The following is a 23984-nucleotide window of genomic DNA, read 5'->3' as shown; positions in this document are numbered from 1 at the left end:
CAAAAAATGAAATTATGCCAAAAGAATATTCTTTTGTCAAGATATAATACAAAATTTTGAGCATATTTTTAATATGCTCAAAATTTAGGCTAAATCTAAAGAGACTTTTCCGTTTTTAATTTCCGCAACCTTAACTTTAATTTCATTACCTACTTCTAACTTTTCTTTAATCTTAGAATTATGCAATAAACCATCCACGCCATCTTTAAGTTCTACAAAAACTCCAAATTCTACAACTTTTTGAACTTTTCCTATAAATTCTTCTCCGATATCAAATTTAGGCATTTCTTTTCTATCGCGTTTTTTATTAGAGCCTTTGGAATGGAGCAAATTTAATATATATTCTTTGCTTTGAGAAATCAAATCATGATTAACTCCTGCTATTTTAACTTCACCTTTATCTCTATCTAAGTCAATATTAACTTCAAATTTTTCGATGATTTCTTTTATAGTTTTACCACCTTGACCTATGATATCAGGGATTTTGTTCGGATCTACATTAAAGATCTCAATCTTTGGCAAAATAGCTTCATTAACAATGATGTTTCTATCAGCTTCTTCCATTAGTTTTAAAATATGTTCTCTAGCTTCTTTTGCTTGATATAAAGCTTCTTTTAAAACCTGTTGCTCTATACCACCAAGTTTTATATCCATCTGCAAAGCGGTGATTCCTTCATAACTTCCTGCCACTTTAAAATCCATATCTCCATCGTGATCCTCAAGCCCCATAATATCTGTTAAAATAGCATATTTTTCATCTTCAAAAACAAGCCCCATTGCCACACCTGCTACTAGTTTTTCACTTTTTATTCCTGCAGCTCTTAAAGCCAAAGCACCACCACAAACAGTAGCCATAGAACTAGAACCATTGCTTTCTAAAATTTCAGATACCAAACGAATGGTATGAGCATAATCTATATCTACGCTAGGATGTAAAGCTCGTTTTGCTAAATTTCCATGCCCTAGTTCTCTTCTACCAGGAGCTTTTATAGGGCTAGCTTCACCTACAGAAAAACCTGGAAAATTATAATTAACCATAAATTTTTCACAAATTGGATTTTTTTCTGTTAGCAAATCTGACATTTGAGCATCATTATCATTTCCTAAAGTTGCAACAACTAAAGCTTGGGTTTGTCCTCTAGTAAAAAGACAAGATCCATGAGCGTTTGGTAAAATATTTGTTTCTATGTCTATTTTCCTAACATCTTTCAAACCTCTACCATCTGCTCGTTTATTTTCATTAATAATTTGATTTCTAATAAGTTCTCTTTTACATACATGCAAAGCTTTTTCAATATCTTCAAATTTCCATTCATTTTCGATAGCTATTGCTTCGCTTTCAATTTCTTTTGCAATTTGCAAAATTTCACTCGCTCTTTCACTTTTTGCCATTTGATTAATAGCAATTTTAAGTTTTGTTATATAAGTATTTTTTATATAATCAATAATTTGAGCATTATCTAGCTCTATTTTAAACTCAAGTTTGGAATTTTTTCTATAAGCAGCAAATGTTTTTTCATATTCATTGGAGCCACGTAAAATTGCATTACCTGCAAAATCTAAAGCTTTTAAAGTATCATCTTCGCTTAACTCATTCATACAATGTTTATTGTTTTGATTATTTGCCAAAGCTCTCATTTCTATCATTAAAAGCTCATCTTTCACACCTGCTACATAAAGATCTAGGGTGCTATTTTTTAGCTCACTGTTGCTTGGATTTAAAACAAATTCATTATTTATACGGCCTATTCTTACACCACAAACTGGCGCTTTAATAGGAATATCACTTAAATATAAAGCAACACTTGCAGCATTTAAGCTCATTACTTGTAAATCTACTTCAGGATCAGCAGAAAGAACCATAACTACAATTTGGGTTGGATAAGCATAGCCTTTTGGAAAAAGAGGTCTTAAGCTTCTATCTATAATCCTTGCACTTAAAGTTTCATTATCACCTGGTTTAGTTTCTCTTTTTACATAGCCACCTGGAATTTTACCTGCTGCATAAGCTTTTTCTATATATTGCACCGTAAGAGGTAAAAAATCCTCTTCTACCATTTTTTCTTCTCTTGCTACAGTTGCTAAAACTACTGCATTTTTTTCTTGCATTAAAACTGCACCTGCGGCTTGTTTTGCTACCTTATCGGTATCAAATATTTCAATATGATTATTGATATTTATTTCATGTCGCATGATTTTTCCTTTAAATTTTTATCATAGACAAAACCAAATAAGCTTTTTAAATTTTAAAAATTAAAACTTAAAAAGCCTGTTTTTATTTTGCCTATAAATTTATATCTAAACAACAAATTGTTTAGATATAAATTTACTTTTTTAAAGGAAGATAATATTTACTTTCTTCTAAAATATCTAAAATTTCATGGGCTTGCAAAATCGTTTTATTTTTAAAATAGAACTCAATATTCACAAAATGATCAATTTTTTGCGCGCAATAAACCTCATCTACAAAAACACTAATATAATCATACACATCGCTTGGCATTAAAGCAGTGGCATAAATAATGCTATTTACTTCTTCTTTTAGCAAACTTTTAATACATGAAGAAGCAGTAATCCCACTTTCACAGCCCTCATGCAGCATTAAAATATTTTTTCCTTTTAAACCTTTTAAAAGATTTCCTTTTCTATAACGATATACATTTTTTAAAATTTTTTCTTCATAAGTCCTGTTTGCCTCACCATAAATATAATCTAAGCTTATATCAAAAGCTTTAACTAAAGCCTTATTGTAAACAAGCTCTTTTGTCTCGCTAATCATAGCTATTTGACACTCATCATTATTAGGAGCTTTAATTTGCTCTGTGAATAAAAAATCATATGGAATTTCTAATTTTTGTGCCAGCGCATTAACAAAAACTATAGATTTTAAAGAAGGTGTAATGATAATATAATCTTTTAGTTTATTCAACGGCAATATATCATATAATCTCTCAAGTGCATCTTTTTCATCTTCAAAAAACATTATATAGACCTTTCATTCTCTTCCAAAGAAAAATCATAAGAAACTCCGCCCAATGGATAAAAATTAAACATAAAATATACACCGCTTTGATCTTTGGCGCTAATCCCTCCGCTAGTAAGCTTAGGTGAAATATCTTTACGATACATCAAAGAATAATTCCAACATTTTCTTTGATAAGTATAACCCACCTCCCATTTATCAGGATTTTTATCTAAATCAAACCATAATCCACCAAAAATTTGATAATTAGTGTTTATATCATATTGGGCTTTAGTTCCCAAAAAGTTATATTTTTCCTTTTCATAAATTCTATAAGCATGATTTAGGCTAAATTTCCATTTATCATAATCAAATAATACTTCACTAAAAACTTTATCAAAACGACTATCTACTCCTGAATATTCTGCTTCATTTCTAAAGCTTATATAATCATTGTAAAAATATTCTACAATATTATCAAAACCACCAAAACTACCTTCTTTGGTAAAATATTTTAATTTTAAACTATGGTATAATTTTTTTTTGCCTAAAGTATTATAAAAATACTGAAACATTGAAAAATTAAATTGTTCAGGATTGTTATCAATATTTATAAAATCTTCTGTTATTTCTCCAGACTTGGCTCCAGGTAGAAAATAATTAACTCCTAAATACAAAGTATGATAAAAATTTTCATATGGCTTAGAAAGATCTGTATATAAAGAAAAATTATGAGAATTTTGAAATAAGTGCTCTTGGTTTTTAATATCTGTATTGGAATAATCCACAAAATTAGCATAAACCCTTTCGGTAAAGGTAAAATTTAAAAAATCATCCATAAAACTTGTATGATAAATTAATGGTAAATCAAAATCTAAAGTTTTAGCATAAATACCAGTATGTCTATAATATCTATGAAAAGAAGCATCTAGACTATACTGTATATAATTATCAAAAAAACCATTTAGATATCTATGATATTGAAAAGATGGATATTCTTGCAAAGTATCTTTATTGCTAATTTTAGAAGTATCTATATAATACTTTGCATAAGCACCGTAATAATTATCATCATCTGATAAAAAATAATTTATTTTAGAAGTGACCAAAGAAGCTTCTGTTTTTGCGCTAGAACTCAAATTCATATAATCAACATCATTTAAATAAGTAGCATCAACCCATAAACCTTCTTGAAATTCATCACTCAAAAGACTTTTAAACAGAGCTTCACTTGAATATTTAATTTCTAAACCATAGTGTTCTTTGTTTTTTAAATTTTCTTCTCTTTTATAGCTTGATTTTTCTCCAAAAATACCACCACTAATTTCGCCTTGAGAATAAGGACTATCGATAAATCTTAAAGTTGAATATAGTCCATAACCTCTTTTTGTTCTAATTTGAGGTTCAAATTGTATATCTGCATTATCATCAATAACATAATAGATTGGTTGATTATAATATAATCCCTCGCTTTGTTTTAAAACTACCTGAGGAATTAACAAACCACTTTTTCTTTTGGTATCCACACTAAAACCAAAATACGGCAAATACATCACAGGAGTATTTTTAACATATAATCTTGCATTATAAAGATGCAAAAAATTACTTTCTTTGTTTAGTTTTCCTTCATCAAAACGAATCTCCCAATCAGGATTTTCAACATTACAACTAGACACAACAGACTTTTTACTTATTATAAATTTATCATCAATTTTAGCTTGATGGCACTGCAACCAAACTTCCAAATCATTATTTGAAAAAAATAAATTTTTAAAAGCTGTTGTATTATCTTTGAGATTAATTTTAGTATAAGTAGAATTAGTTCTTTCTTTCTGTCCTCTTAAGATATTTATATCACCAAATAATTCTAAATCTTTAGTTGTTTCATTAAATTTAGCCTCGCTTGCAGTTATTAAATACAAATCAGAAACTACAACTACATTATTTTTTGCTTCTATAATATCATTTTTTTTTACAACATCTAAAGCATAAATATCTACTTTAGAAGCATATAAACTTCCTATGCAAGCCAAAGAAAGTAATATTTTACGCAAGATCTATCACCACTGTTTTTGCTGCATAATCATGCCAAGTTTTTAAAACAATGTTACTCAAAGCCCAAGCAAAACCTAAACCATATAACATATCACTAACTTGTCTTATACCTGCCCTTAAGGCACTTTGGGTAAAATTTGGCTTATCTAGTAATTCTTGATCAATCACCATAATTTTCAAAAGTATTTTTCCTAAAGTTGCACCATATAAATAAGTAAACAAGCTATGATACGCAAACTGCAAAATCAAAATTCCACTAGCAAAACGCATTAAAAGATTATGAATTTCATCATAAGTTTGCATAGAGTCAATCTTATCAAATAAAATAATACTTACAATAGCTAAAATCACAAAACTATCAACAATATAAGCTAAAAATCTTTTTTTAAAACTTGCTATTTTTAGCTCTTCTTTTTCTAATTTATCAAATAATTCTTGATTTGCACTCATTTAAGAACCTGAAAAGCAATATCTTTTCTATATTGTTTTCCTTTAAAATGGACATTTTCACAAAGTAAATAAGCATTTTTTTGAGCTTCTTCAATGCTTTTTCCAGTTCCCACACAAACCAATACGCGACCACCACTAGCGTATAATTTATCATCTTCCAAACTTACACCAGCATAAGAAATATGAGAATTTTGCGGGATATTGTCTATCTCAATCAAGGCTTTTGGTGAGTCCTTGTAAGGATAATTTTTACTTGCACAAACTACACCCACAGCAAATTCGTTTTTAATTTTTATATGAGCATTGGCAAGATTTTTATTCACACATGCTAAAAATAAATCCAAAGGATTTTCTATCAAAGGCATCAAAACTTCACACTCGGGATCGCCAAATCGCACATTATATTCCAAAACATAAGGTTTATTATTTACAACCATCAAACCTATAAATAACACACCGACAAATTCAGCACCTTCTTCTTTCATGCCTTTAAGAGTCGGTGTTATTATATCTTTTTTTACTTGCTCTAATAAGATTTCACTTGCTAAAGCACTTGGAGCATAAGCCCCCATACCACCTGTATTAGGTCCTTTATCGTTATCTAATAATCTTTTATGGTCTTGCGCAACAGGTAATAATACAAAATCATTTCCATCACAAACCGCAAATACACTTAATTCAAAACCATTAAGATATTCTTCAATTACAACAATTTTTCCAGCTTCGCCAAAACTTTCACCACTAAGCATATTTTTAGTAACTTCCAAAGCTTCTTCGTGACTTTGTGCTATAATTACTCCTTTACCCGCACATAAGCCATCTGCTTTTACCACTATAGGAGGTGTTAAACTCATAATAAATTTCTTAGCCTTTTCATAATCTGTTGTATTTAAAAATTTAGCTGTTTTAATTTTATATTTTTTTAAAAAACTCTTCATATAAGATTTTGAAGCCTCTAGCATAGCAGCAGCTTTAGTAGGTCCAAAAATAGCAATATTGTTTTCTTTAAAAAGATCTACTATACCCTCTGCTAAAAAATTTTCGCTCCCAACTATACAAAGATCAATTTCAGATGCTTTTGCATAAGCTGTAATCACCTTAGGATCTTTCATATTAAGATTAGTTCCTATTTTAGCAGTAGCACCATTTCCTGGAGCAAAATAAAATTCTAAATTATCATTTGTTTTTTGAAGAGCCAAAGCGATAGAATACTCTCTTGCACCGCTTCCTAATATTAAAATTTTCATTATTTTCCTTAAAAGTGTTGCAAAAACCCAAATGGCCGGAGTATAAGTGTCTGACCCTCAAAAAGTCAAAGTATGCCATTAGGTGATTTTTAAAGGCTGCAGCTTCTCGCTTTTTTCAAAACTCAAACGAAGTCACAGAACACGGTAAATCACACATCACAGCTTATAATTAATGTGTTGGATCCTCTTTAATACCATATCGAACCATTTAGGCAATATAATTATAACTAAGAAAACTTAAAAATAGGGTTTAAAAAGGATTTTTATAAAATTTTAAATTTAGTTTTAGAATCTTTTTTTAAGAAATATTTCCCTTCTAAGATAACATCAGCAACAGGCGCCCATATAGTCTTTTCATCTACATAAACTATATCAAATTCAGTATTTTTCATTAATCCTTGATAATTTACTTTTTTAGGTGCATGTTTAACTACATAATAAGGATTCATTGCAAAAATTTGAATCTTCATGCTAACATATAAATCAGGATTAGAAGTAACTACTAAAAAACTCTTTTCGCATTCCTTTCTTACTTTTTTAACATAAGAAAATAAAAGCTGATCATTTGGGTTTAGTGCATGTTTGTTTAATCTATTTAAGTAAAGTTCAGCAAAAGAAAGAGTACAAAAAGAAATTTCACTTGCTGTTTTAAAATAAGAATTTTTTATACTTGTCGACTTTAAAGATTTTTTCCAAATTTCTATATCTAGTTTTGTAGCACAAATATTCAAGCCTTGCTTAATTTTTTCAAAAAGTTTTTCTCTTGCCATATTAAAACTATTACTAAAAATAGTAAGATTTTTTTCATAAAAAGACTTTTTCATCGCCTCTAATTTTTCTACACTTTTTGTAAAATAATCCGCTTCATTTTTAATTTCTATTAATTTTTGTTTTTTACTTTGTATTAACACTTCAAATTCTTGGCGTTTTTTACCATTTTCAGATTCCAATCTTGCTTGTTTTGATTTTATATCTGTAATTAAAGTACTCATTTGACGATCAAGTGCTAATTTCCTATTTTTCCTATTATCAATTGAAGCCAAAAGAGCTTGATAATGACATTGATGAGATAAAAATACCTCATCATACAAACGTTCCATATTAATATGTTTTTGCTTATCTTTCATATCTTTATATGCCATTTCAAGGTGTACTATGATATTCTTCATTGCAGAAAAATCAGCTTGATTGATGGTATTATCTGAGAACAACAAAGTATCTAAAGCCTTATATAAGAAACGTTTCATAGCAAAAAAATCTATAATATATGGCACTTCATCTGTGTTAATATCTTTTACTGCATTAATTGACAAGGTTTCATTATAAAAATACCTTTGAATAGCTTGCGGAATGGTTAAATTTAATGTGATTTTATCAAGATTATCATAATCAGTTTCTCTATAAAGTTCTTGAACATAAGCATCACGTCTTGTTAATCTTAAATCTTCTAATTCATCATCACTATCTGTTTTCCAAAAATCTCTTTCTTTAATAAAATCATTATCTGTAAATTCTTGGAATTTAGAAGGTCTTAAATCAGTAATATGCTTTCCATCGGATCTAAATTCAACAAACATACCAACCGTTGGCATACTTCTTTTATCATGCCATGCATGTTTATTAAATTCAAAAAATGTTTTTGCTAGATTAATTACTGTTCCTCTCCCAGTAGCATCCACATAAACCATTATTTTTCCGTGCATATCCAAATCCTTGATCTAAAGAAAAATTAAATTCTTATTTTAACTTTGTTTTTATAAATTTACAATAATATTTTAGAATTTCTTCAAAACAAATATTTTAGGTATTTTATTTATGTTTTTATATCAATATTTTAAACACCCAAAACAAACAGGAGCGTTTTGTGCAAGCTCTAAAAAATTAAGCAAACTCATAACTTCCCATGTTAAACATGCAAAAAATATCGTTGAAATAGGACCTGGCACAGGAAGTTTTACAAAATATATTTTCAAGCAAAAAAATCATAATGCAAGTTTTTTTGCCGTTGAAATCAACCCTCACATGGCAAAAAAATTAAAGCAAAATATAAAAAATATAGATATAGAAATCAGCTCAGCAGAATTCTTGCCTAATATGCTAGAAAAAAGAGCGATCAACAGCGTTGATTTGATCATCTCAGGAATTCCTTGGGCTTTATTAAATTCCAAAGAGCAAGATTTATTATTAAAATCTATCCATGATGCTTTAGAGGAAAACGGTTGTTTTGCAACATTTGCTTATATACTCCCAACACCAAAAGGAAGGGCTTTTAAGAAAAAACTTTTTGCTACTTTTAGCAAGGTAGAAATTTCACCTATCATTTGGCAAAATCTTCCCCCTGCTTTTGTATATTTTTGTACTAAATAATCATTCCCATTCAATCGTTGCTGGTGGCTTACTAGAAATATCATACACCACGCGATTGATTCCTTCTACTTCATTAATAATACGGCGTGAAATATTTTCTAATAATTCATAAGGCAAATGAGAAAAAGTCGCGGTCATACCATCACTTGCATTAACAACACGCACACAAACTGCGTTATCATAAGTCCTATTATCTCCCATTACACCAACACTTTGTACGTTTAAAAGCACACAAAAAGCTTGCCATGTCTTATCATACCAACCACTACTTTTTAATTCTTCAATCAAAATAACATCTGCTTTTCTTAAAAGCTCCAAACTAGGCTCATTTACCTCACCCATTATACGTATAGCAAGACCTGGCCCTGGAAAAGGGTGACGATAAACCACATCTTTACTTAAGCCAAGCTCCATTCCTAAAGCTCTTACCTCATCTTTAAAAATTTCCTTTAAAGGCTCGATGAGTTTTAAATTCATCTTTTCAGGTAAACCACCCACATTGTGATGAGATTTTATAGTTTTACTAGCTCCTACGACCGAGCTTTCAATAATATCAGTATACAAAGTCCCTTGCGCTAGATATTTTACATCTTTATGTTTTTTAGCTTCTTCTTCAAAAACTTCTATAAAAGTATTTCCTATGATTTTTCTTTTTTGCTCAGGATCTCTCACCCCTGCTAAACGACTTAAGAAAATCTCTCTAGCATCAATACTAATTAGATCAATACCCAAAGTATGTCTAAACATATACTCAACTTGTTCTTTTTCACCGCTTCTTAAAAGACCATTATCAACAAAAACAACCACTACTTGATCTTTAATTGCACTTGCTAACAATGCAGCCACTACGCTACTATCCACTCCACCACTTACTGCACAAAGTACTTTATCATTTCCTACTTCTTCTTTGATTTTTTGTGCTTGAGTTTTTGCAAAAGATCCCATATTCCATACACTATCACAATTACATGCATACTTAGCAAAATTTTTCAAGATGCTTTTTCCAAATTCACTGTGTTGCACTTCAGGATGAAATTGTAAAGCAAAAAATTTACGCTTCTCATCTCCAAACACACAAAATGGACTATTTTCACTAGTTGCTAAAACCTCAAAACCTTGTGGTAAATTTTCAACCTTATCAGAATGGCTCATCCACACTGTTTGCTTTTTAGGTAAGTTTTTAAACAAATCACTATCATTTTGAATATCTATAGTTGCTTTACCATATTCTTTATGACCTGCTGGAGCGACATTTGCTCCAAAATGATGTGCCATAAGTTGCATACCATAGCATATCCCTAAAACAGGTATATTTAAATCAAAGACACCCTTATCACAAAAATAAGCATCATTTGCATATACACTAGCTGGTCCACCACTTAAAATAATACCCTTAGGCTCTTTAGCCTTAATCTCATCTAAACTCACATTAAAAGGTAAAATTTCTGCATACACACCCTGCTCTCTTAATCTTCTAGCAATGAGTTGTGTGTATTGTGAACCAAAATCCAAAACTAAAATATCTGCTTTTTTCATCTAACTCCTTTATAAATTTAACAATTGAAATTGTACATACCAAACTATAATAGATATTATATAACCAACCAAAATCGTCCATGCATATTTTAAATGAGCATTAAAAGTATAAATTCCTTTCATTTTACCCATTACTCCTACTCCAGCAGCCGAACCAAAACTTATTAATGATCCCCCTATTCCTGCTGTAAGAGTTACTAAAAGCCATTGAGTATCATCCATGCTTGGATTTGCTTTTAGTACCGCACTCATAACCGGAACATTATCTACAATAGCAGATAAAAATCCTACGCCTATATTAATACTAGTAGCTCCAAATTTTGCATAAAGATCAGAAGCGTAAGCAAGCCAACCAACAAAATGCAAGGCGCCAACTGCAGATAAAATACCAAAGAAAAACAATAAAGTATCCATCTCTATACGCGTCATATAATGAAAAATATTTAAGTCTTTCTTTTTTTGCTTTCTATTAAAAAAATATACATATAAGCTAAGCAAAGAAAGGCCAAATATCATACCCCACATCGCAGGTAAATCGCAAATACTATGAATAAATACTGCTAAAGCAATAGTTAAAAAACCAAGTACAATAAAAACTTTGCCACCTGGTTTAATCTCAATTTTTTCTAGATTATTTTTGTGAAAATTTGGCTCAATATTAGGCACATAACGCGATAATAAATAAGCAGTAAGCAACCAACCAATAAAAGAAGCAGGAAAAAGAGCAAAAAATTCAAAAAATGTAGCTTTTTTTGCCGTCCAAACCATTAAAGTAGTAATATCACCAAAAGGCGACCAAGCTCCACCTGCATTAGCCGCCACTACAATATTTATAGCACCAGGGATTAAAAATTCTTTGTTATGCTTATCTATGGTTAAAAGCACGGTAGATAAAATCAAAGCAGTTGTAAGATTGTCTGCAATTGGGGAGATAAAAAAAGCTAAAATTCCTGTTAGCCAAAATAACTTTCTATAAGTATAACCCTTACTCACAAGTTTGTATTTTAAAGTTTCAAAAACTGATCTTTCTATCAAAGCCTCTATAAAAGTCATAGCAGCTATTAAGAAAAAGACAATTTGTGCAATTTCTAAAATAAGGTGGTTAACACTTTCTTCAAGTATCTGCGTATCTAAATCATTCATTACCATATATATACCTATGATAACAAAAGACAAAGTTCCTATAAATAAAGCGGGTTTGGTTTTATTAATATGATATTTTTCTTCTGCTGCAATAAAATAATAGCCTAATATAAAAATTATTAAAACGCCTATACCCAAAGCACTAAAAGCTAAATTTAACTCATGTGTTTGACTAGCTAATAAAAAACTAACGCCAAAACAAAGTAAAAAAAGTATTTTACTCATATTTCACTCTCCAAAGATTGGAATTTTTTTATCTCTTTTACACTACCATTATTATCTTTTATTTCATAAAATGGAGCAGCTTTATAGCCACACGCACTTAACAATATTAATAAAAAAAATGTTACAATAATCAAATGAAAGTTGAAAATAAAATTAAAACAAGTCATGATGTTATCAATACACTTGCCAATTCTGAAAAATATAAACATTATAGACCTTTAAAAGCACTTTTACAATATAAAGAGTTTTTAAATTTGTTAAACCTTAATCACCAACAAATGATTACTAAACTCTTTATAAAAAATAATACTTTGGTTATTTTAGTTAAACACCACATTGCATATATGGAGCTTAATCACGATAATACCAAAAAAATGATTAAAAGTCTCATAAAAAACTATACTTTAGCTAAGCCAATGAGTAATTTTGCAAAAGTAGAAAACATAAAAATACTTAATGATAAAAACTTTACATCTAAAAATAGTATTTTTATTGAACATAAAAATACTCATCTAGAACTTTCTAATGGAGATTTTAGAAACCATTTTAAAAATCCTATTTTATATAATAAATTTGAAGAACTGCGAAAGCTTATAAAAAATGCTTGAAAACGAACTCAAGACTTTACCCAATTTACCTGGCATGTATCAGTATTTTGATATACAAGGTAAGCTTTTATACGTAGGTAAAGCCAAGAATTTAAAAAACCGCGTTAGAAGTTATTTTAATTTCACTCCAAATCTTTGCCCAAATCCCAACAATAGTTTAAGAATTCAAAAGATGATCAGCCAGACTCATCATTTAGAATTTATTACCACAAAAAGTGAGGCCGATGCTTTAATATTGGAAAATTCTTTTATAAAACAGCTTCATCCAAAATACAATATACTATTAAGAGATGATAAAACCTACCCTTATATTTACATAGATTTAAACGAAGATTTTCCAAGATTTGAAATTACAAGAAAAATCATCAAAAAAAATAAAATAAAATATTTTGGTCCGTTTTTTAAAGGAGCAAAAGAGCTTTTAAATGCTTTGTATTTATCATTTGAACTAAGACAAAAAAAATCTTGCAAAGAGCTTTGTCTTTTTTATCAAATTAAGCGTTGCAAAGGACCATGTGAGCAAAAAATTTCTAAGCAAGAATATGAAAAAATTATCCAAAAGGCTACTCAAGCTCTTTTAAATCCTCTATCTTTAACAAAAAAATTAGAAAATAAAATGCTAGAGTATGCAAAAAACGAAAACTACGAAGAAGCAGCTATTATAAGAGATCAAATCAAAACAATAGAAGATTTAAGCGTAAAAATACAAATAGACCTTGCAAAATTAGAAGATTTTGATGTTTTTGCCATATACCATGAAGCAAATATACTCTCTATGGTGCGTTTTGTCATCAATAATGGTAGGATAATTAGCTCAAACCATAAAGTGCTAACCCTAAATCATCAAGATGAATTTGACTTAAATGCAGTATACAAGCAATACATATTAGAAAATTACACCCAAGATAGCCCAATAAATTCAACCCGAATTTATACACATGAAGAATTTGAAGATATGAATCTTTTGCAAAATTTACTTAGTGAGAGATTTTCTAAAAAATTTCACCTTAAGACTCCAAAACTTGGTGAAAAAAAGGCCTTGTGTGAGCTTGCATTAGAAAATGCAAAAATAAATATACAAAAACACTTAAAAAGTGATGATTATTTATTTTTAAAAGAATTAAAAGAATTTTTTAACCTACAAAATTATCCTAATCATATAGAAATTTTTGATAATTCTCACATGCAAGGTGAAGCAAATGTCGGTGCTTTGGTAGCCTATAAAGATGGAAAATTTGACAAAAGTTCTTATAGGCACTACCATTTATCCTATAAAAATGATTACGATCAAATGCTTCAAACTCTTAGTAAAAGAGCCATGTCGTTTGATAAAAATCCTCCGCCTGATTTATGGTTAATTGATGGAGGAGATACTTTATTAAAGCTAGCAAATAATATCATCAAAAGTTCTGGAGCAAATGTAGATATTTTAACAATTTCTAAAGAAAAAATAGATACAAAAGCTTATAGGGCAAAAGGAAATGCAAAAGATAAAATTTATACCCAAGAAGGCAAAATTCAACTTTCCACCGATGATAAAAAATTACAATTTTTACAAAAATTGCGTGATGAAGCACATCGCTTTGCAATTAGTTTTCATCAAAAAACAAAAAGAAAGCAAGATTTGCAAAGTTCTAAGCTAATGCAACTTGGAATTTCCCAAGGATATATTAAAAAATTTTTAGATTATTATGGTAGTTTTGATAAGATTAGTAAAGCTAATTTTGATGAGTTAAAATCACTTTCTAATGCAAAAATAGCCAAATTAATCAAGGATAATTTATGATATTACTTATTAGTCTTTTGACTTTAATTTTATGCTTTTTAAATTATTATTTTTTATACCCTATTGACCAAAAACTATTCTTCGTTTATACCTTTGTGAGTATTTTGATTTTTATCATTGCGTGTATTTGTATAACTCTAAAAAATCAGAAAATCAAAAAAAATAAATTTTTAACTCAGGAGATTGAAAAATATTTTTCTTTGCCAAAATCAAATTCTTTGGAAGAGTTAAAGGAAAATTTAAAACTATTATTTGATTCAATCAACAAGCAATTACAAGATCAAAAACTACAAAATAAACTTGTACAAAAAAATTTCCAGTATCTTATTCAAGGTTTAAGCTATTTACAAGCAGATAATTTATCTACACTAAAGCCAATTTTACAGCAATATCACCACAATAAAATTTCCACAAATAATTGTTTTGAAAATATTCATGTGGGTATTATAAACAACAATGTTATTGAAAATTTTCTTTTACAATGTATATTATTAAATATAGGAATTAGCAGTGAAATTATAAATGATTATAAAGAAAGAAATTTTACTTTTATTATCTCAAAAGAAAGAGTTGATGATATTTTAAATTTTACTTTTACTGAAATTTACACTGAAGACATAATTAATTTTTTAAATGTTAATTTTGCGCAAGAGAACTATAGAAAAGAAAATTCTAATGTTTTGATTTTTAAATCTACTAGTTTTGAAAATAATCTTATTTTAAATATAACCAATCAATTTTGTCCAAATAATCAAGCTGTAAACAATTTAAGTGATTTTAAAAAGGCTTTACAATTAAATTTCAAATTGATTTTAATAGATTATGAAGTTATTAAATTTGATTTAATACATATTAGCCAAATACTACATGAATACAAAATAAAAAATCCCAAAAATACCATTTTGCTTTTTTCCAAAGATAGGATTAAAAACTGTGACTTTGCCAATATGGTCTTAAATGACATTAACAAAATTGAATGGTTAGCACTGTTAAAAAAATACATCAATCAAGCTTAGTTCTATGATTTACTGCCTTATGCAAAGATATAAAATCCACATTTTCTAAACTTACACCACTTGGAATACCTTGGGCTATTTGTGAAAAGCTTAAATTTAAATCTTTTAGTTTTTCCTCTATAAAAAAAATAATAGCATCAGAATTTAATCCTTGTGTGAAAGCAAAAAATATTTCTTTTACATTTTTACTTTCAATTATTAATCTTAATTTTATAATATTATCCTCACTAGTATTCTCTAGTACAAAATAAAGTCCATCATAACTTCCACTATCTTCTAAAACCAAAACATCTTTTGGATCTTGTACTATACAAACTATATTATTATTTCTTTCTATATTAGAACATACTTCACATAATTCATTTTCGCTTAAAGATCCACATTGGATGCATTTTTTAATCGCTCTAATAGATTCTTCAATATGATAAGCAAGTTTTGAACCAAGTAAAGGATCTTTTATACACACATGATACGCAAGCCTTAAAGCCGTTTTTTTACCTATAGTGGGAAGAGCAGAAAAAATCTCTACTAACTCATTGAATTTTTCTATACCCTTCAAGCTATTTTAACCTTGAAAAAACAATTTTGAAGGTGTGATATCCATCTTCATAACTATAGGTTAAATTATAACCATGAAGATTACAAATATTATTAATAATATAAAGTCCTAACCCCATGCCCTCAACTTGGGTATTTTGTTCTCTTACAAATGGCTTTAAATAATAATCAAAAGTTTTTTTAAGCTGCACACCCTTATTTCTAACAATTATATAATCTCCAGAACATATAATTTCACAGCTTTTATCATCAGAATATTTAATAGCATTATCAATTAAATTTTTAAGCATTAAAGAGAAGAGTTCTAAATCTGCCACAATCATAACATCATCTTTATATACAATCTTAACCTTCTGATAAAAATCATCTCTCATCAAATAATCTTCAGCTTGTTCTAAAATTAAACTAAGATGGTAGGTTTGCAAATTGAGTTGACAATTTCTTGATAAAACCTTTTCAATCTTTCCAAATTCATCAATCAATAGTTCAAGCCTTTCAAAAATCGCCACCAAGCGATCTTTTTGTTTTTGGTTGTCTAACATCTCACAAACTATCCTACCCTTTCCAATAGGTGTTTTAAGTTCATGCATAATCATTCTTAAAAAAAATTGTCTAGATTTTACAAGTTCTTGTATTTTATTAATTGCGTGATCAAATTCAAAAGAAATTTCAGAAATTTCATCATTAATTTGAGAATACTCAGATAAAGGTTCTATTTTACCTGTACTAATATTTTTAATTTTTTTCTTTAAAATTTTTAAAGGTGTTAGTGATTTTAATACAGAAAAGTATAAAAATATAATTAAAATCAAACTGAAAAAAAAGCTAAGCAAAAACAAATATTCTAAACGTGTGGAAGAATTTAATTCATAAAGCCATCTTGTTTTATCTTGCTCAACATAAAAATAAATTTGATTATGATAAACAATAGAAGCAAAGTTGCCATATAAAGAATTGATTCTAAAAACCTTTTCACCTTTTGTAACAATATGTTTTATACTACGCTCACTTTCAACCAAGACAAAGGACTTAGAAAGAAGATAATCATGAACAGAAAATTTCTCCTTTCTTTCCAAATTATAAATAATCTTTTCGATAATATCTTTTTGTCTATTTTGCTCACTTGTTAAATACGAATCAATTTGAATTTTTCCAAGCAAAACAAATAATGCACAAACAAACAAAAAAGCTGTTGCAAAAAGAGCAGTAATCTTAAGATTAATTGTGATTTTCATCCTATCAACTTATACCCTATTCCTCTAACAGAAAAAATATGCTTTGGTGCTTTAGAACTATCACCGATCTTAGTTCTTAACCTACCAATAATTACATCTAGACTTTTGGAATCTTTATCTTTTAGGCTTTTACAATGATACACAAGCTGCTCTCTACTTACCGAAAAGCCATGCTGTCTTATCATATAACTTAAAATTTCATACTCAGCAGGTGTTAATATTAAAACTTCATCATTATAACTTATCTCATGTCTTTTTTCATCAATTTTAAATGCTGAATTGATTATTTTTTCAGGAGTTTCATTAGTTCGCTTAGAACGACGAATCAAACTCATAATTCTTGCATGCATTTCTTTTGGATCATATGGTTTTGGTAAGTAATCATCTGCGCCTATTTGAAGGCCTACAATTTTATCACTTAAATCACTTCTAGCTGAAGAAATAATAATAGGAATACTATATTTTTCCCTTATTTCACGACAAACTTCAAGACCATCAAGTCCAGGTAAAGTTAAATCAAGAATTAAACAATCATAGTTTTTTATACCAGCACTCATTCCCAAATATGGATCTTCATAATTAGTAACTTTTATATTAAACTGGGCCAAATATTCTGCCAAAAACTCTGCAAAATCTGGATCATCTTCGATCATTAAAACATTAATCATCTCTACCCCTTTAGTGAAAATATGTTACAAACTTAACATTATAACACATAATTTAACTATTCATTTATTTTTTTGCTAAAATTACAATATTAATTTTTCAAGAGAGGAAAAAAGTGGAACTTAATTACTATGAAATACTAGAAATTTCTCAAACTTCAGATAAAGAGACCATAAAAAAAGCTTATAGAAAAATGGCATTAAAATATCATCCTGATAGAAACCAAGGAGATAAAGAAGCGGAAGAAAAATTTAAACTTGTTAATGAAGCCTATGAGGTGCTTAGCAACGATGAAAAAAGAAGCATATACGATAGATATGGGAAAGAAGGGCTTAAAGGGCAAGCAAGTGGATTTGGCGGTTTTGGAGATGTTGATTTAGGAGATATATTTTCAAGCTTTTTTGGAGAAGGATTTGGTTTTGGCAGTTCAACACGTAAAAAGGAAAAAGAAAACAAATACCCCCATGACTCAAAGATAACATCAAAAATTAATTTTAAAGAAGCTGTGTTTGGTTGTAAGAAAAAAATTGATTTTACCTATAAAAGTTTTTGTAAATCTTGCAAAGGAAGTGGCTCAGAAAATGGAAAATTAAATACTTGTTCTCATTGTGATGGGAAAGGTCAAGTTGGTATTAGGCAAGGCTTTATGACCTTTGTACAAACTTGTGATCATTGTAAAGGTAGCGGTCAGATTATCAAAGATAAATGTAAAACATGCCATGGTAATGGTTATGAAGAAATTAAAGATCGTATAGAGCTTGATATACCAGAAGGTATAGATAGCGGTATGAGTCTTAGAGTGCAAAACAAAGCCAACGAGCTTCCAAATTATTCTCAAAGAGGTGATTTATATATCAAAATCATTGTAGAAGATGATGATAAATTTATCAGACATGATGATGATATCTATACTATAGTACCTGTATTTTTTACTCAAGCTGCTCTTGGAAAAACTATTAAAGTTTCTACCATAAGAGGAGAAGCTGATCTTAAGCTTCCAATAGGTGCAAAAGATAAGCAAAAATTTGAATTAACTAATGAAGGTGTTAAAAATATTCACAATGGAAAACTTGGTTCACATATTGTACAAATTGAAATAAAATTTCCAAAAACTCTCACCGAAGAACAAAAAAATCTATTGTTACAACTTGAAAAAAGCTTTGGCTTGGCAGATGAAGAAGCTTTTATAGAACAAGAAAGCTTGTTTGATAAAATCAAATCCTGGTTTAGTCATTAAGGAAGTTTTAAAGCCATCTCCATGGCTTTAAAAATTTCTTCTGTTTTTTGACATTCCAAAAACAACTCAAAAGCAAAAACACCTTGCCATAAAAGCATTTGTGTACCATCTTTTATTTTCAAGCCATTTTCTCTTGCTAATTTTAAAAAAGGTGTATTTTTACCATAAATCACATCAAAAGCATATTTGGCTTGTTGAAAAACACCTTTTAAAATCTCTTCTTGACAAGGTAATTTTTCATCATTTAAGCCTGCGCTAGTTGTATTAATAATTAAATCAAATTTTTCATTTAAGTCAAGTTGATCATATAAAAAACACAGATAATTACTTAAATTTTCAAACCTAGCATTAGAGCGATTTGCTATTGTGACTTTAATATTCTTAGATTTTAAAGCATATGCCAAAGCCTTGGCTGTACCTCCAGCACCCAAGATCAAGGTATTTTCAACAGAAGAAAAATCTTCAATCGCTTTTAAAAATCCTAGATAATCTGTATTATAAGCATAAATTTTATTATTTTTATTCAATAAAGTATTAGCAGAGCCTATATGTATAACGCTTTCATCTTTAAAATCAGCGATTTCGCAAGCTACTTCTTTAAAAGGTATGGTAATATTAGCCCCATCTAACTTCTGAATAGTTTCTTTTAATTTTGTTTTATCTTTTAGGTGACATCTTATATAAACTGCATCCTTTTTGAGAGCTTGCAAGGCATTATTATGCATTCTTGGGGATTTAGAATGCATAATAGGATCGCCTATAACTGCAAAAGTTTTCATTTTACTCTAAATGTAAAAGCACCTTTTGCAATTTTAGAACGTACTTTTTCTAATTCGGCCTTTAATTCACTTTCTTTATAAGGCCCAACTAAAACTTTTGTTAACTCTTTACCATTTACTGTTGTTTTATAAATTTTGTAATCATATCCATTTTCTTTAAGTATATTCAATTCTTTTGATTTAGGATCCAAACTATTTAAAGAAAAAACTTGAATATACGCACCTACAGGAAGTTGCGTTTGAACACTTGGAGTTTTTATACTCTCAAACAATTCATTTGTATTGCTTTGCTCTGGAGCTTTTGGCTTTTCAACTACATTATTTTTTGGTTTTTCAGAAGGTTTTTGAATTGGTTTTTCTATAGATTTTTCTACAGGCTTAATCTCTTCTTGTTTTTCTTCTACCTTAGTTGACTCTTCTTTTGATTCTACTGTAGCAATTTGATCTAACACACTATTATTTGGAACTTCTTGCTTTTCCTCTATAGTAGTATTTGTATCAACCAAAGAGCTTTCTTCTTTTAATTTTCTAGCCAAAGCTTCAAATTCATCTTCTTCTTTAGTACTATCTGTAATAGGTAAAGAATTAAAATTATTTTCATAAGCAGCTTGCTCTTGTGGTTCTGATGGCATTTGCAAAGTTTTTTCTTCACCTGGATCATTAATTAGCTTCATTACTATCATAACAACTAAAAATACAATGATTAAAATAATCGATCTAAGTAAAATTTTTTTGAGTTTTTCGCTTTTATTGCTTTTTTGCAAAATAATATCATCAAATTCGTTTTTATTGTTTTCTTCCATTTTTCATCCTTTCAAAAAATTACATATGTTTAGACCAAGAAGCACCGCGTTCTTTTTGATAAACTTCATAGGGTAGGGTTAAAATATTAAATTCTCTAGGTATATCCATACTAGGAAAAACTTTCCACTCTACAGGCATTTTTTGAGAAAAAAGTAAAGATAATTTTGAACCCAAAGAACAAGCCTCATTAAAGGTTGTATGTCCTTTATGGATATATAAATGCAAATGATTATTAGTTCTTGTTCTATAAGCAGTAAAATTAATAAAACCTTCTTCTCTTAAAATAAGTTGTGCTCTATGCCAAAAACGCTCCGCATTAAAACCATTATAATCAAATACAATATTTTCAACTTTATCAAAACTATTGATCAAAGAATGTGCCACGATTATCTTTTTTTCCATATGCTCTTGTATAACACTAGCAGTTAATGGAGCATTGACTTTCTCAAATTTGTCAAAGAAAATTCTACCCTTGTATTCGTATTTATTTATTATAGTATCACGCTTTATATAATAATGGCTTGTAACCATTTTAATTAAAGCTAAATCCATTGTTGTAATCAAAATAAAGCCCTTTCATAAATAATAAAATTACTTGCTAAATCCTTCAGTTTAACCTTGATTTCTTCTTGTAATTTAGTATTTTGTATATCATCTAAAATATCAGCTATATAATTTGCAACAGTAGCAATTTGCTCTTCTTTAAAGCCTCTTGCCGTTAAAGCTGCTGTCCCAAGTCTTAAACCACTCGTTACAAAAGGACTTCTAGTTTCACCTGGAACAGTATTTTTATTAGCTGTAATACCTGCTCTTTCTAGCGCTAAATCTGCATCCTTACCGCTAAATTCTTTATTTAAAAAACTTAATAAAATCAAATGATTATCAGTGCCACCACTTACTAAATCATATTTTCTATCTATTAAAACTTGTGCTAAAGTAGCAGTATTTTTAATAATTTGCTTAGCATAAATTTTCCACTCATCGCTTAGGTTATATTTAAACCCAACAGCCTTAGCAGCAATTACATGCATTAGCGGACCACCTTGAATACCTGGGAAAATTGCAGAATTTATCTTTTTAGCAATTTCTTCATCATTACACATAATAATCCCACCCCTTGGACCTCTTAAAGTTTTATGTGTAGTAGAGCTTACAACATGAGCATAAGGGAATGGACTAGGATGCTCGCCTGCTACAACTAAACCTGCAATATGTGCAATATCAGCAAACAAGTACGCACCAACCTCATCTGCTATTTCCCTAAATTTAGCAAAATCAATCACTCTAGGATAAGCACTAGCACCACAAACGATAAGTTTTGGCTTAACTTCTTTTGCTATCTCTCTCACTTTATCATAATTAATTCTTCCATCAAGCTCAACTCCATAAAAAAAGCTTTCATAAACCTTTCCAGAAGAACTTACTTTAGAGCCATGAGTTAGGTGTCCTCCATGGCTTAAATCCATACCCAAAATTCTATCACCAGGATTTAATAATGCCATATACACACCTTGATTTGCTTGTGAGCCTGAACTAGGTTGTACATTGGCAAAATTACAATTAAAAAGTTTTTTACATCTTTCTATAGCAATCGTTTCAATCTCATCTACAAATTCACATCCGCCATAATATCTTTTACCAGGATAGCCTTCTGCATATTTATTTGTTAAAATGCTACCCATTACCTCCATAACTTCTGGTATGGTAAAATTTTCACTTGCTATCATTTCAAGACCATCGCATTGTCTTGCTAGCTCTTTTTGGGTTAAATCAAAAATTTCTTTATCAAATTTTTCCAACATTTACTCTCCTTTTATCTCATTTTTAAGTGGTCTCATAGCTGGGAAAAGTACTACATCACGAATTGATTTTTTATTAATTAAAAGCATAACCAATCTATCTATTCCTATACCTTGACCTGCGGTTGGCGCCATAGCATAACCTAGCGCATTAACAAAATCTTCATCCATTTCACATGCTTCTTCATCGCCTGCATTTTTTGCTTCAATTTGCTTTAAAAATCTCTCATATTGATCTAGTGGATCATTAAGCTCATTAAATCCATTAGCAATTTCTCTACCTGCGATAAACAACTCAAATCTTTCAGCAATATCTTTGTCTTTATCACTTCTTCTAGACAAAGGACTTATAGAAATAGGAAAATCTATCACAAAAGTAGGATCAATCAATTTATCTTCAACATAATTATCAAAAAGTTCAGCTTGTAAATGACCTAATTCTAATTTTTCATTAGCTTCAAAGCCGTCTTTTTTTAGCTTTTCTAAAATTAATTCTTTATTGTTAATAAGCTCATCATCTAAACCACCATATTTTTTTAATGCATCTTTATAAGTAATTCTTTCAAATGGCTTAGAAAAATCAATTATTTTTTCATCAAATTCAAGTTTTTTATCTAAATTTAACTTATCTAAAAGCATCGCAAAAAGCTCTTCTGTCAAATCCATTAAATCATGATAATTATGATAAGCCCAATAAAACTCGATTGTAGTAAATTCAGGATTATGCGTTAAATCCATCCCTTCATTTCTAAAACATCTATTAATCTCATAAACCGCCTCAAAACCACCTACAATCAAACGTTTTAGATATAATTCTGGGGCAATTCTTAAAAATCTTTCCACGCCCAAAGCATTGTGATAAGTCACGAAAGGCTTTGCATTTGCTCCCCCTGCAATAGGATGCATCATTGGTGTTTCAACTTCCAAAAATCCTTTATTATCAAAAAAAGATCTAATATAAGAAACAATTTTAGAACGCAAAATAAAATCTTTTCTTACCTCACTATTCATAATCATATCAAGATATCTTTTTCTATATCTTTGCTCAATATCTGTCAATCCATGATATTTTTCCGGTAAAGGCACTATGGCTTTTGTAGCTATTTGAATTTGTTCTACATGAAGACTAAATTCTCCTGTTTTAGTCATAAAAGGAAAACCTTTAACCAAAACAATATCCCCTACTTCAAGATATTTTTTCAAAATAGCAAAGTATTCTTCCCCTAAAATGTTTTGATTAAAATAAATTTGTAAATTATCTTGCTCATCTTCTATATTAGCAAATACCGATTTACCAGCTATTCTAAGAAGTTTTAATCTTCCTGCTAATACTCCATGAGCATTTTCATCGCGCTGATTTTCCATATCTTTAACGTAAGCAAATTTAACCTTATACTCATCTATACTCATTTCTTTTTTTAAAAAATGCGGATAAGGGTTGATTCCTAGTTCTTTTAGTTCTTGCGCTTTTTGAATTTTTTGTTGCTCTAAAATATTATCAAACATTAAAT

At 29.1% G+C, this 23984-nt stretch carries 21 protein-coding genes; 5 read left to right on the top strand and 16 right to left on the bottom strand.

The window, feature by feature from the left end; all coding sequences use genetic code 11:
- Positions 1–84: 84 nt before the first annotated feature.
- The 6 genes from CAMP5053_RS06080 to CAMP5053_RS06055 all read right to left on the bottom strand — a co-directional run bounded on the left by CAMP5053_RS06080 (position 85) and on the right by CAMP5053_RS06055 (position 8417).
- Positions 85–2193: a polyribonucleotide nucleotidyltransferase gene (locus CAMP5053_RS06080; RefSeq protein ID WP_214100440.1), complete on the bottom strand. Its 2109-nt coding sequence runs from the start codon at positions 2191–2193 to the stop codon at positions 85–87.
- A gap of 133 nt (positions 2194–2326) precedes the next feature.
- Positions 2327–2983 carry a phosphoribosyltransferase gene (locus CAMP5053_RS06075; protein WP_087700061.1) on the bottom strand — a complete coding sequence of 219 codons (657 nt, stop codon included), beginning with the start codon at positions 2981–2983 and terminating at the stop codon, positions 2327–2329.
- On the bottom strand, positions 2983–5019 hold the full coding sequence (locus CAMP5053_RS06070; protein WP_261545247.1) for an LPS-assembly protein LptD: 2037 nt from the start codon (positions 5017–5019) through the stop codon (positions 2983–2985). Before CAMP5053_RS06070 ends, CAMP5053_RS06075 begins: the two co-directional genes overlap by 1 nt.
- Complete coding sequence (locus CAMP5053_RS06065; protein ID WP_337217481.1) at positions 5009–5467, bottom strand: RDD family protein; 459 nt, start codon at positions 5465–5467, stop codon at positions 5009–5011. The genes CAMP5053_RS06070 and CAMP5053_RS06065 overlap by 11 nt, the downstream gene beginning before the upstream one ends.
- Positions 5464–6714 (bottom strand): phosphoribosylamine--glycine ligase, encoded by a 1251-nt coding sequence (purD, locus tag CAMP5053_RS06060; protein ID WP_337217480.1) that lies wholly within the window; start codon positions 6712–6714, stop codon positions 5464–5466. Before purD ends, CAMP5053_RS06065 begins: the two co-directional genes overlap by 4 nt.
- A 263-nt stretch (positions 6715–6977) precedes the next feature.
- Positions 6978–8417, bottom strand: coding sequence for a hypothetical protein (locus CAMP5053_RS06055; RefSeq protein WP_337217479.1), 1440 nt, complete (start codon positions 8415–8417; stop codon positions 6978–6980).
- A 112-nt stretch (positions 8418–8529) separates the two neighbouring features.
- Between CAMP5053_RS06055 and CAMP5053_RS06050 the strand changes: the two genes are divergently transcribed.
- Positions 8530–9081 carry a class I SAM-dependent methyltransferase gene (locus CAMP5053_RS06050; protein ID WP_337217478.1) on the top strand — a complete coding sequence of 184 codons (552 nt, stop codon included), beginning with the start codon at positions 8530–8532 and terminating at the stop codon, positions 9079–9081.
- On the opposite strand, the gene guaA is transcribed toward CAMP5053_RS06050, so the two are convergent.
- The gene (guaA, locus tag CAMP5053_RS06045; protein WP_039641066.1) at positions 9082–10617 is read right to left on the bottom strand and encodes a glutamine-hydrolyzing GMP synthase; all 1536 of its coding nucleotides are present in this window, start codon (positions 10615–10617) and stop codon (positions 9082–9084) included. It lies immediately after the preceding gene.
- A 9-nt stretch (positions 10618–10626) separates the two neighbouring features.
- On the bottom strand, positions 10627–11985 hold the full coding sequence (gene nhaD, locus CAMP5053_RS06040) for a sodium:proton antiporter NhaD (protein ID WP_214100446.1): 1359 nt from the start codon (positions 11983–11985) through the stop codon (positions 10627–10629).
- A 134-nt stretch (positions 11986–12119) separates the two neighbouring features.
- Between nhaD and CAMP5053_RS06035 the strand changes: the two genes are divergently transcribed.
- Genes CAMP5053_RS06035 through CAMP5053_RS06025 form a run of 3 tightly spaced genes read left to right on the top strand, consistent with a single transcriptional unit; the run spans position 12120 to position 15395 of the window.
- Positions 12120–12593, top strand: a complete 474-nt coding sequence (locus CAMP5053_RS06035; protein ID WP_261545245.1) for a hypothetical protein — start codon at positions 12120–12122, stop codon at positions 12591–12593.
- A complete protein-coding gene (gene uvrC, locus CAMP5053_RS06030) occupies positions 12586–14379 on the top strand; it encodes an excinuclease ABC subunit UvrC (RefSeq protein WP_337217477.1) in 1794 nt (597 codons plus the stop codon). Before CAMP5053_RS06035 ends, uvrC begins: the two co-directional genes overlap by 8 nt.
- Positions 14376–15395 (top strand): hypothetical protein, encoded by a 1020-nt coding sequence (locus CAMP5053_RS06025; protein ID WP_087700077.1) that lies wholly within the window; start codon positions 14376–14378, stop codon positions 15393–15395. The genes uvrC and CAMP5053_RS06025 overlap by 4 nt, the downstream gene beginning before the upstream one ends.
- Here the strand turns inward: CAMP5053_RS06025 and recR are convergent.
- From recR to CAMP5053_RS06010, 3 genes are read right to left on the bottom strand one after another with little or no spacing between them, the layout of a single operon-like run.
- The gene (gene recR / locus CAMP5053_RS06020; protein ID WP_087700079.1) at positions 15382–15954 is read right to left on the bottom strand and encodes a recombination mediator RecR; all 573 of its coding nucleotides are present in this window, start codon (positions 15952–15954) and stop codon (positions 15382–15384) included. The two genes, CAMP5053_RS06025 and recR, sit on opposite strands and share 14 nt — an antisense overlap.
- 1 nt (position 15955) lies before the next feature.
- Positions 15956–17188 (bottom strand): ArsS family sensor histidine kinase, encoded by a 1233-nt coding sequence (locus CAMP5053_RS06015; protein ID WP_087700082.1) that lies wholly within the window; start codon positions 17186–17188, stop codon positions 15956–15958.
- The gene (locus CAMP5053_RS06010; RefSeq protein WP_087700084.1) at positions 17185–17856 is read right to left on the bottom strand and encodes a response regulator transcription factor; all 672 of its coding nucleotides are present in this window, start codon (positions 17854–17856) and stop codon (positions 17185–17187) included. Before CAMP5053_RS06010 ends, CAMP5053_RS06015 begins: the two co-directional genes overlap by 4 nt.
- A gap of 113 nt (positions 17857–17969) precedes the next feature.
- Here CAMP5053_RS06010 and dnaJ point away from each other — a divergent pair, with 113 nt between their 5' ends.
- Positions 17970–19091, top strand: coding sequence for a molecular chaperone DnaJ (gene dnaJ, locus CAMP5053_RS06005; RefSeq protein WP_261545243.1), 1122 nt, complete (start codon positions 17970–17972; stop codon positions 19089–19091).
- Here the strand turns inward: dnaJ and CAMP5053_RS06000 are convergent.
- From CAMP5053_RS06000 to lysS, 5 genes are read right to left on the bottom strand one after another with little or no spacing between them, the layout of a single operon-like run.
- Positions 19088–19870, bottom strand: a complete 783-nt coding sequence (locus CAMP5053_RS06000) for a shikimate dehydrogenase (RefSeq protein WP_337217476.1) — start codon at positions 19868–19870, stop codon at positions 19088–19090. The genes dnaJ and CAMP5053_RS06000 overlap by 4 nt on opposite strands.
- Positions 19867–20673 (bottom strand): SPOR domain-containing protein, encoded by an 807-nt coding sequence (locus CAMP5053_RS05995; protein ID WP_087700089.1) that lies wholly within the window; start codon positions 20671–20673, stop codon positions 19867–19869. Before CAMP5053_RS05995 ends, CAMP5053_RS06000 begins: the two co-directional genes overlap by 4 nt.
- Before the next feature lie 19 nt (positions 20674–20692).
- Entirely contained in the window at positions 20693–21238 is a 546-nt protein-coding gene (locus CAMP5053_RS05990; RefSeq protein WP_261545240.1) for a DUF1882 domain-containing protein, read from the bottom strand.
- A complete protein-coding gene (locus CAMP5053_RS05985) occupies positions 21235–22476 on the bottom strand; it encodes a serine hydroxymethyltransferase (RefSeq protein ID WP_087700093.1) in 1242 nt (413 codons plus the stop codon). The genes CAMP5053_RS05990 and CAMP5053_RS05985 overlap by 4 nt, the downstream gene beginning before the upstream one ends.
- On the bottom strand, positions 22477–23979 hold the full coding sequence (gene lysS, locus CAMP5053_RS05980; protein WP_087700096.1) for a lysine--tRNA ligase: 1503 nt from the start codon (positions 23977–23979) through the stop codon (positions 22477–22479). It lies immediately after the preceding gene.
- Between the last annotated feature and the right edge of the window lie 5 nt (positions 23980–23984).

The organism is Campylobacter sp. S4:11, from assembly GCF_024723695.1.
In the GTDB taxonomy this organism is placed as follows: Bacteria; Campylobacterota; Campylobacteria; order Campylobacterales; family Campylobacteraceae; genus Campylobacter_D; species Campylobacter_D jejuni_C.
The sequence above is the reverse complement of the archived record's forward strand: the minus strand, read 5'-3'. Positions and strand labels throughout refer to the sequence as shown.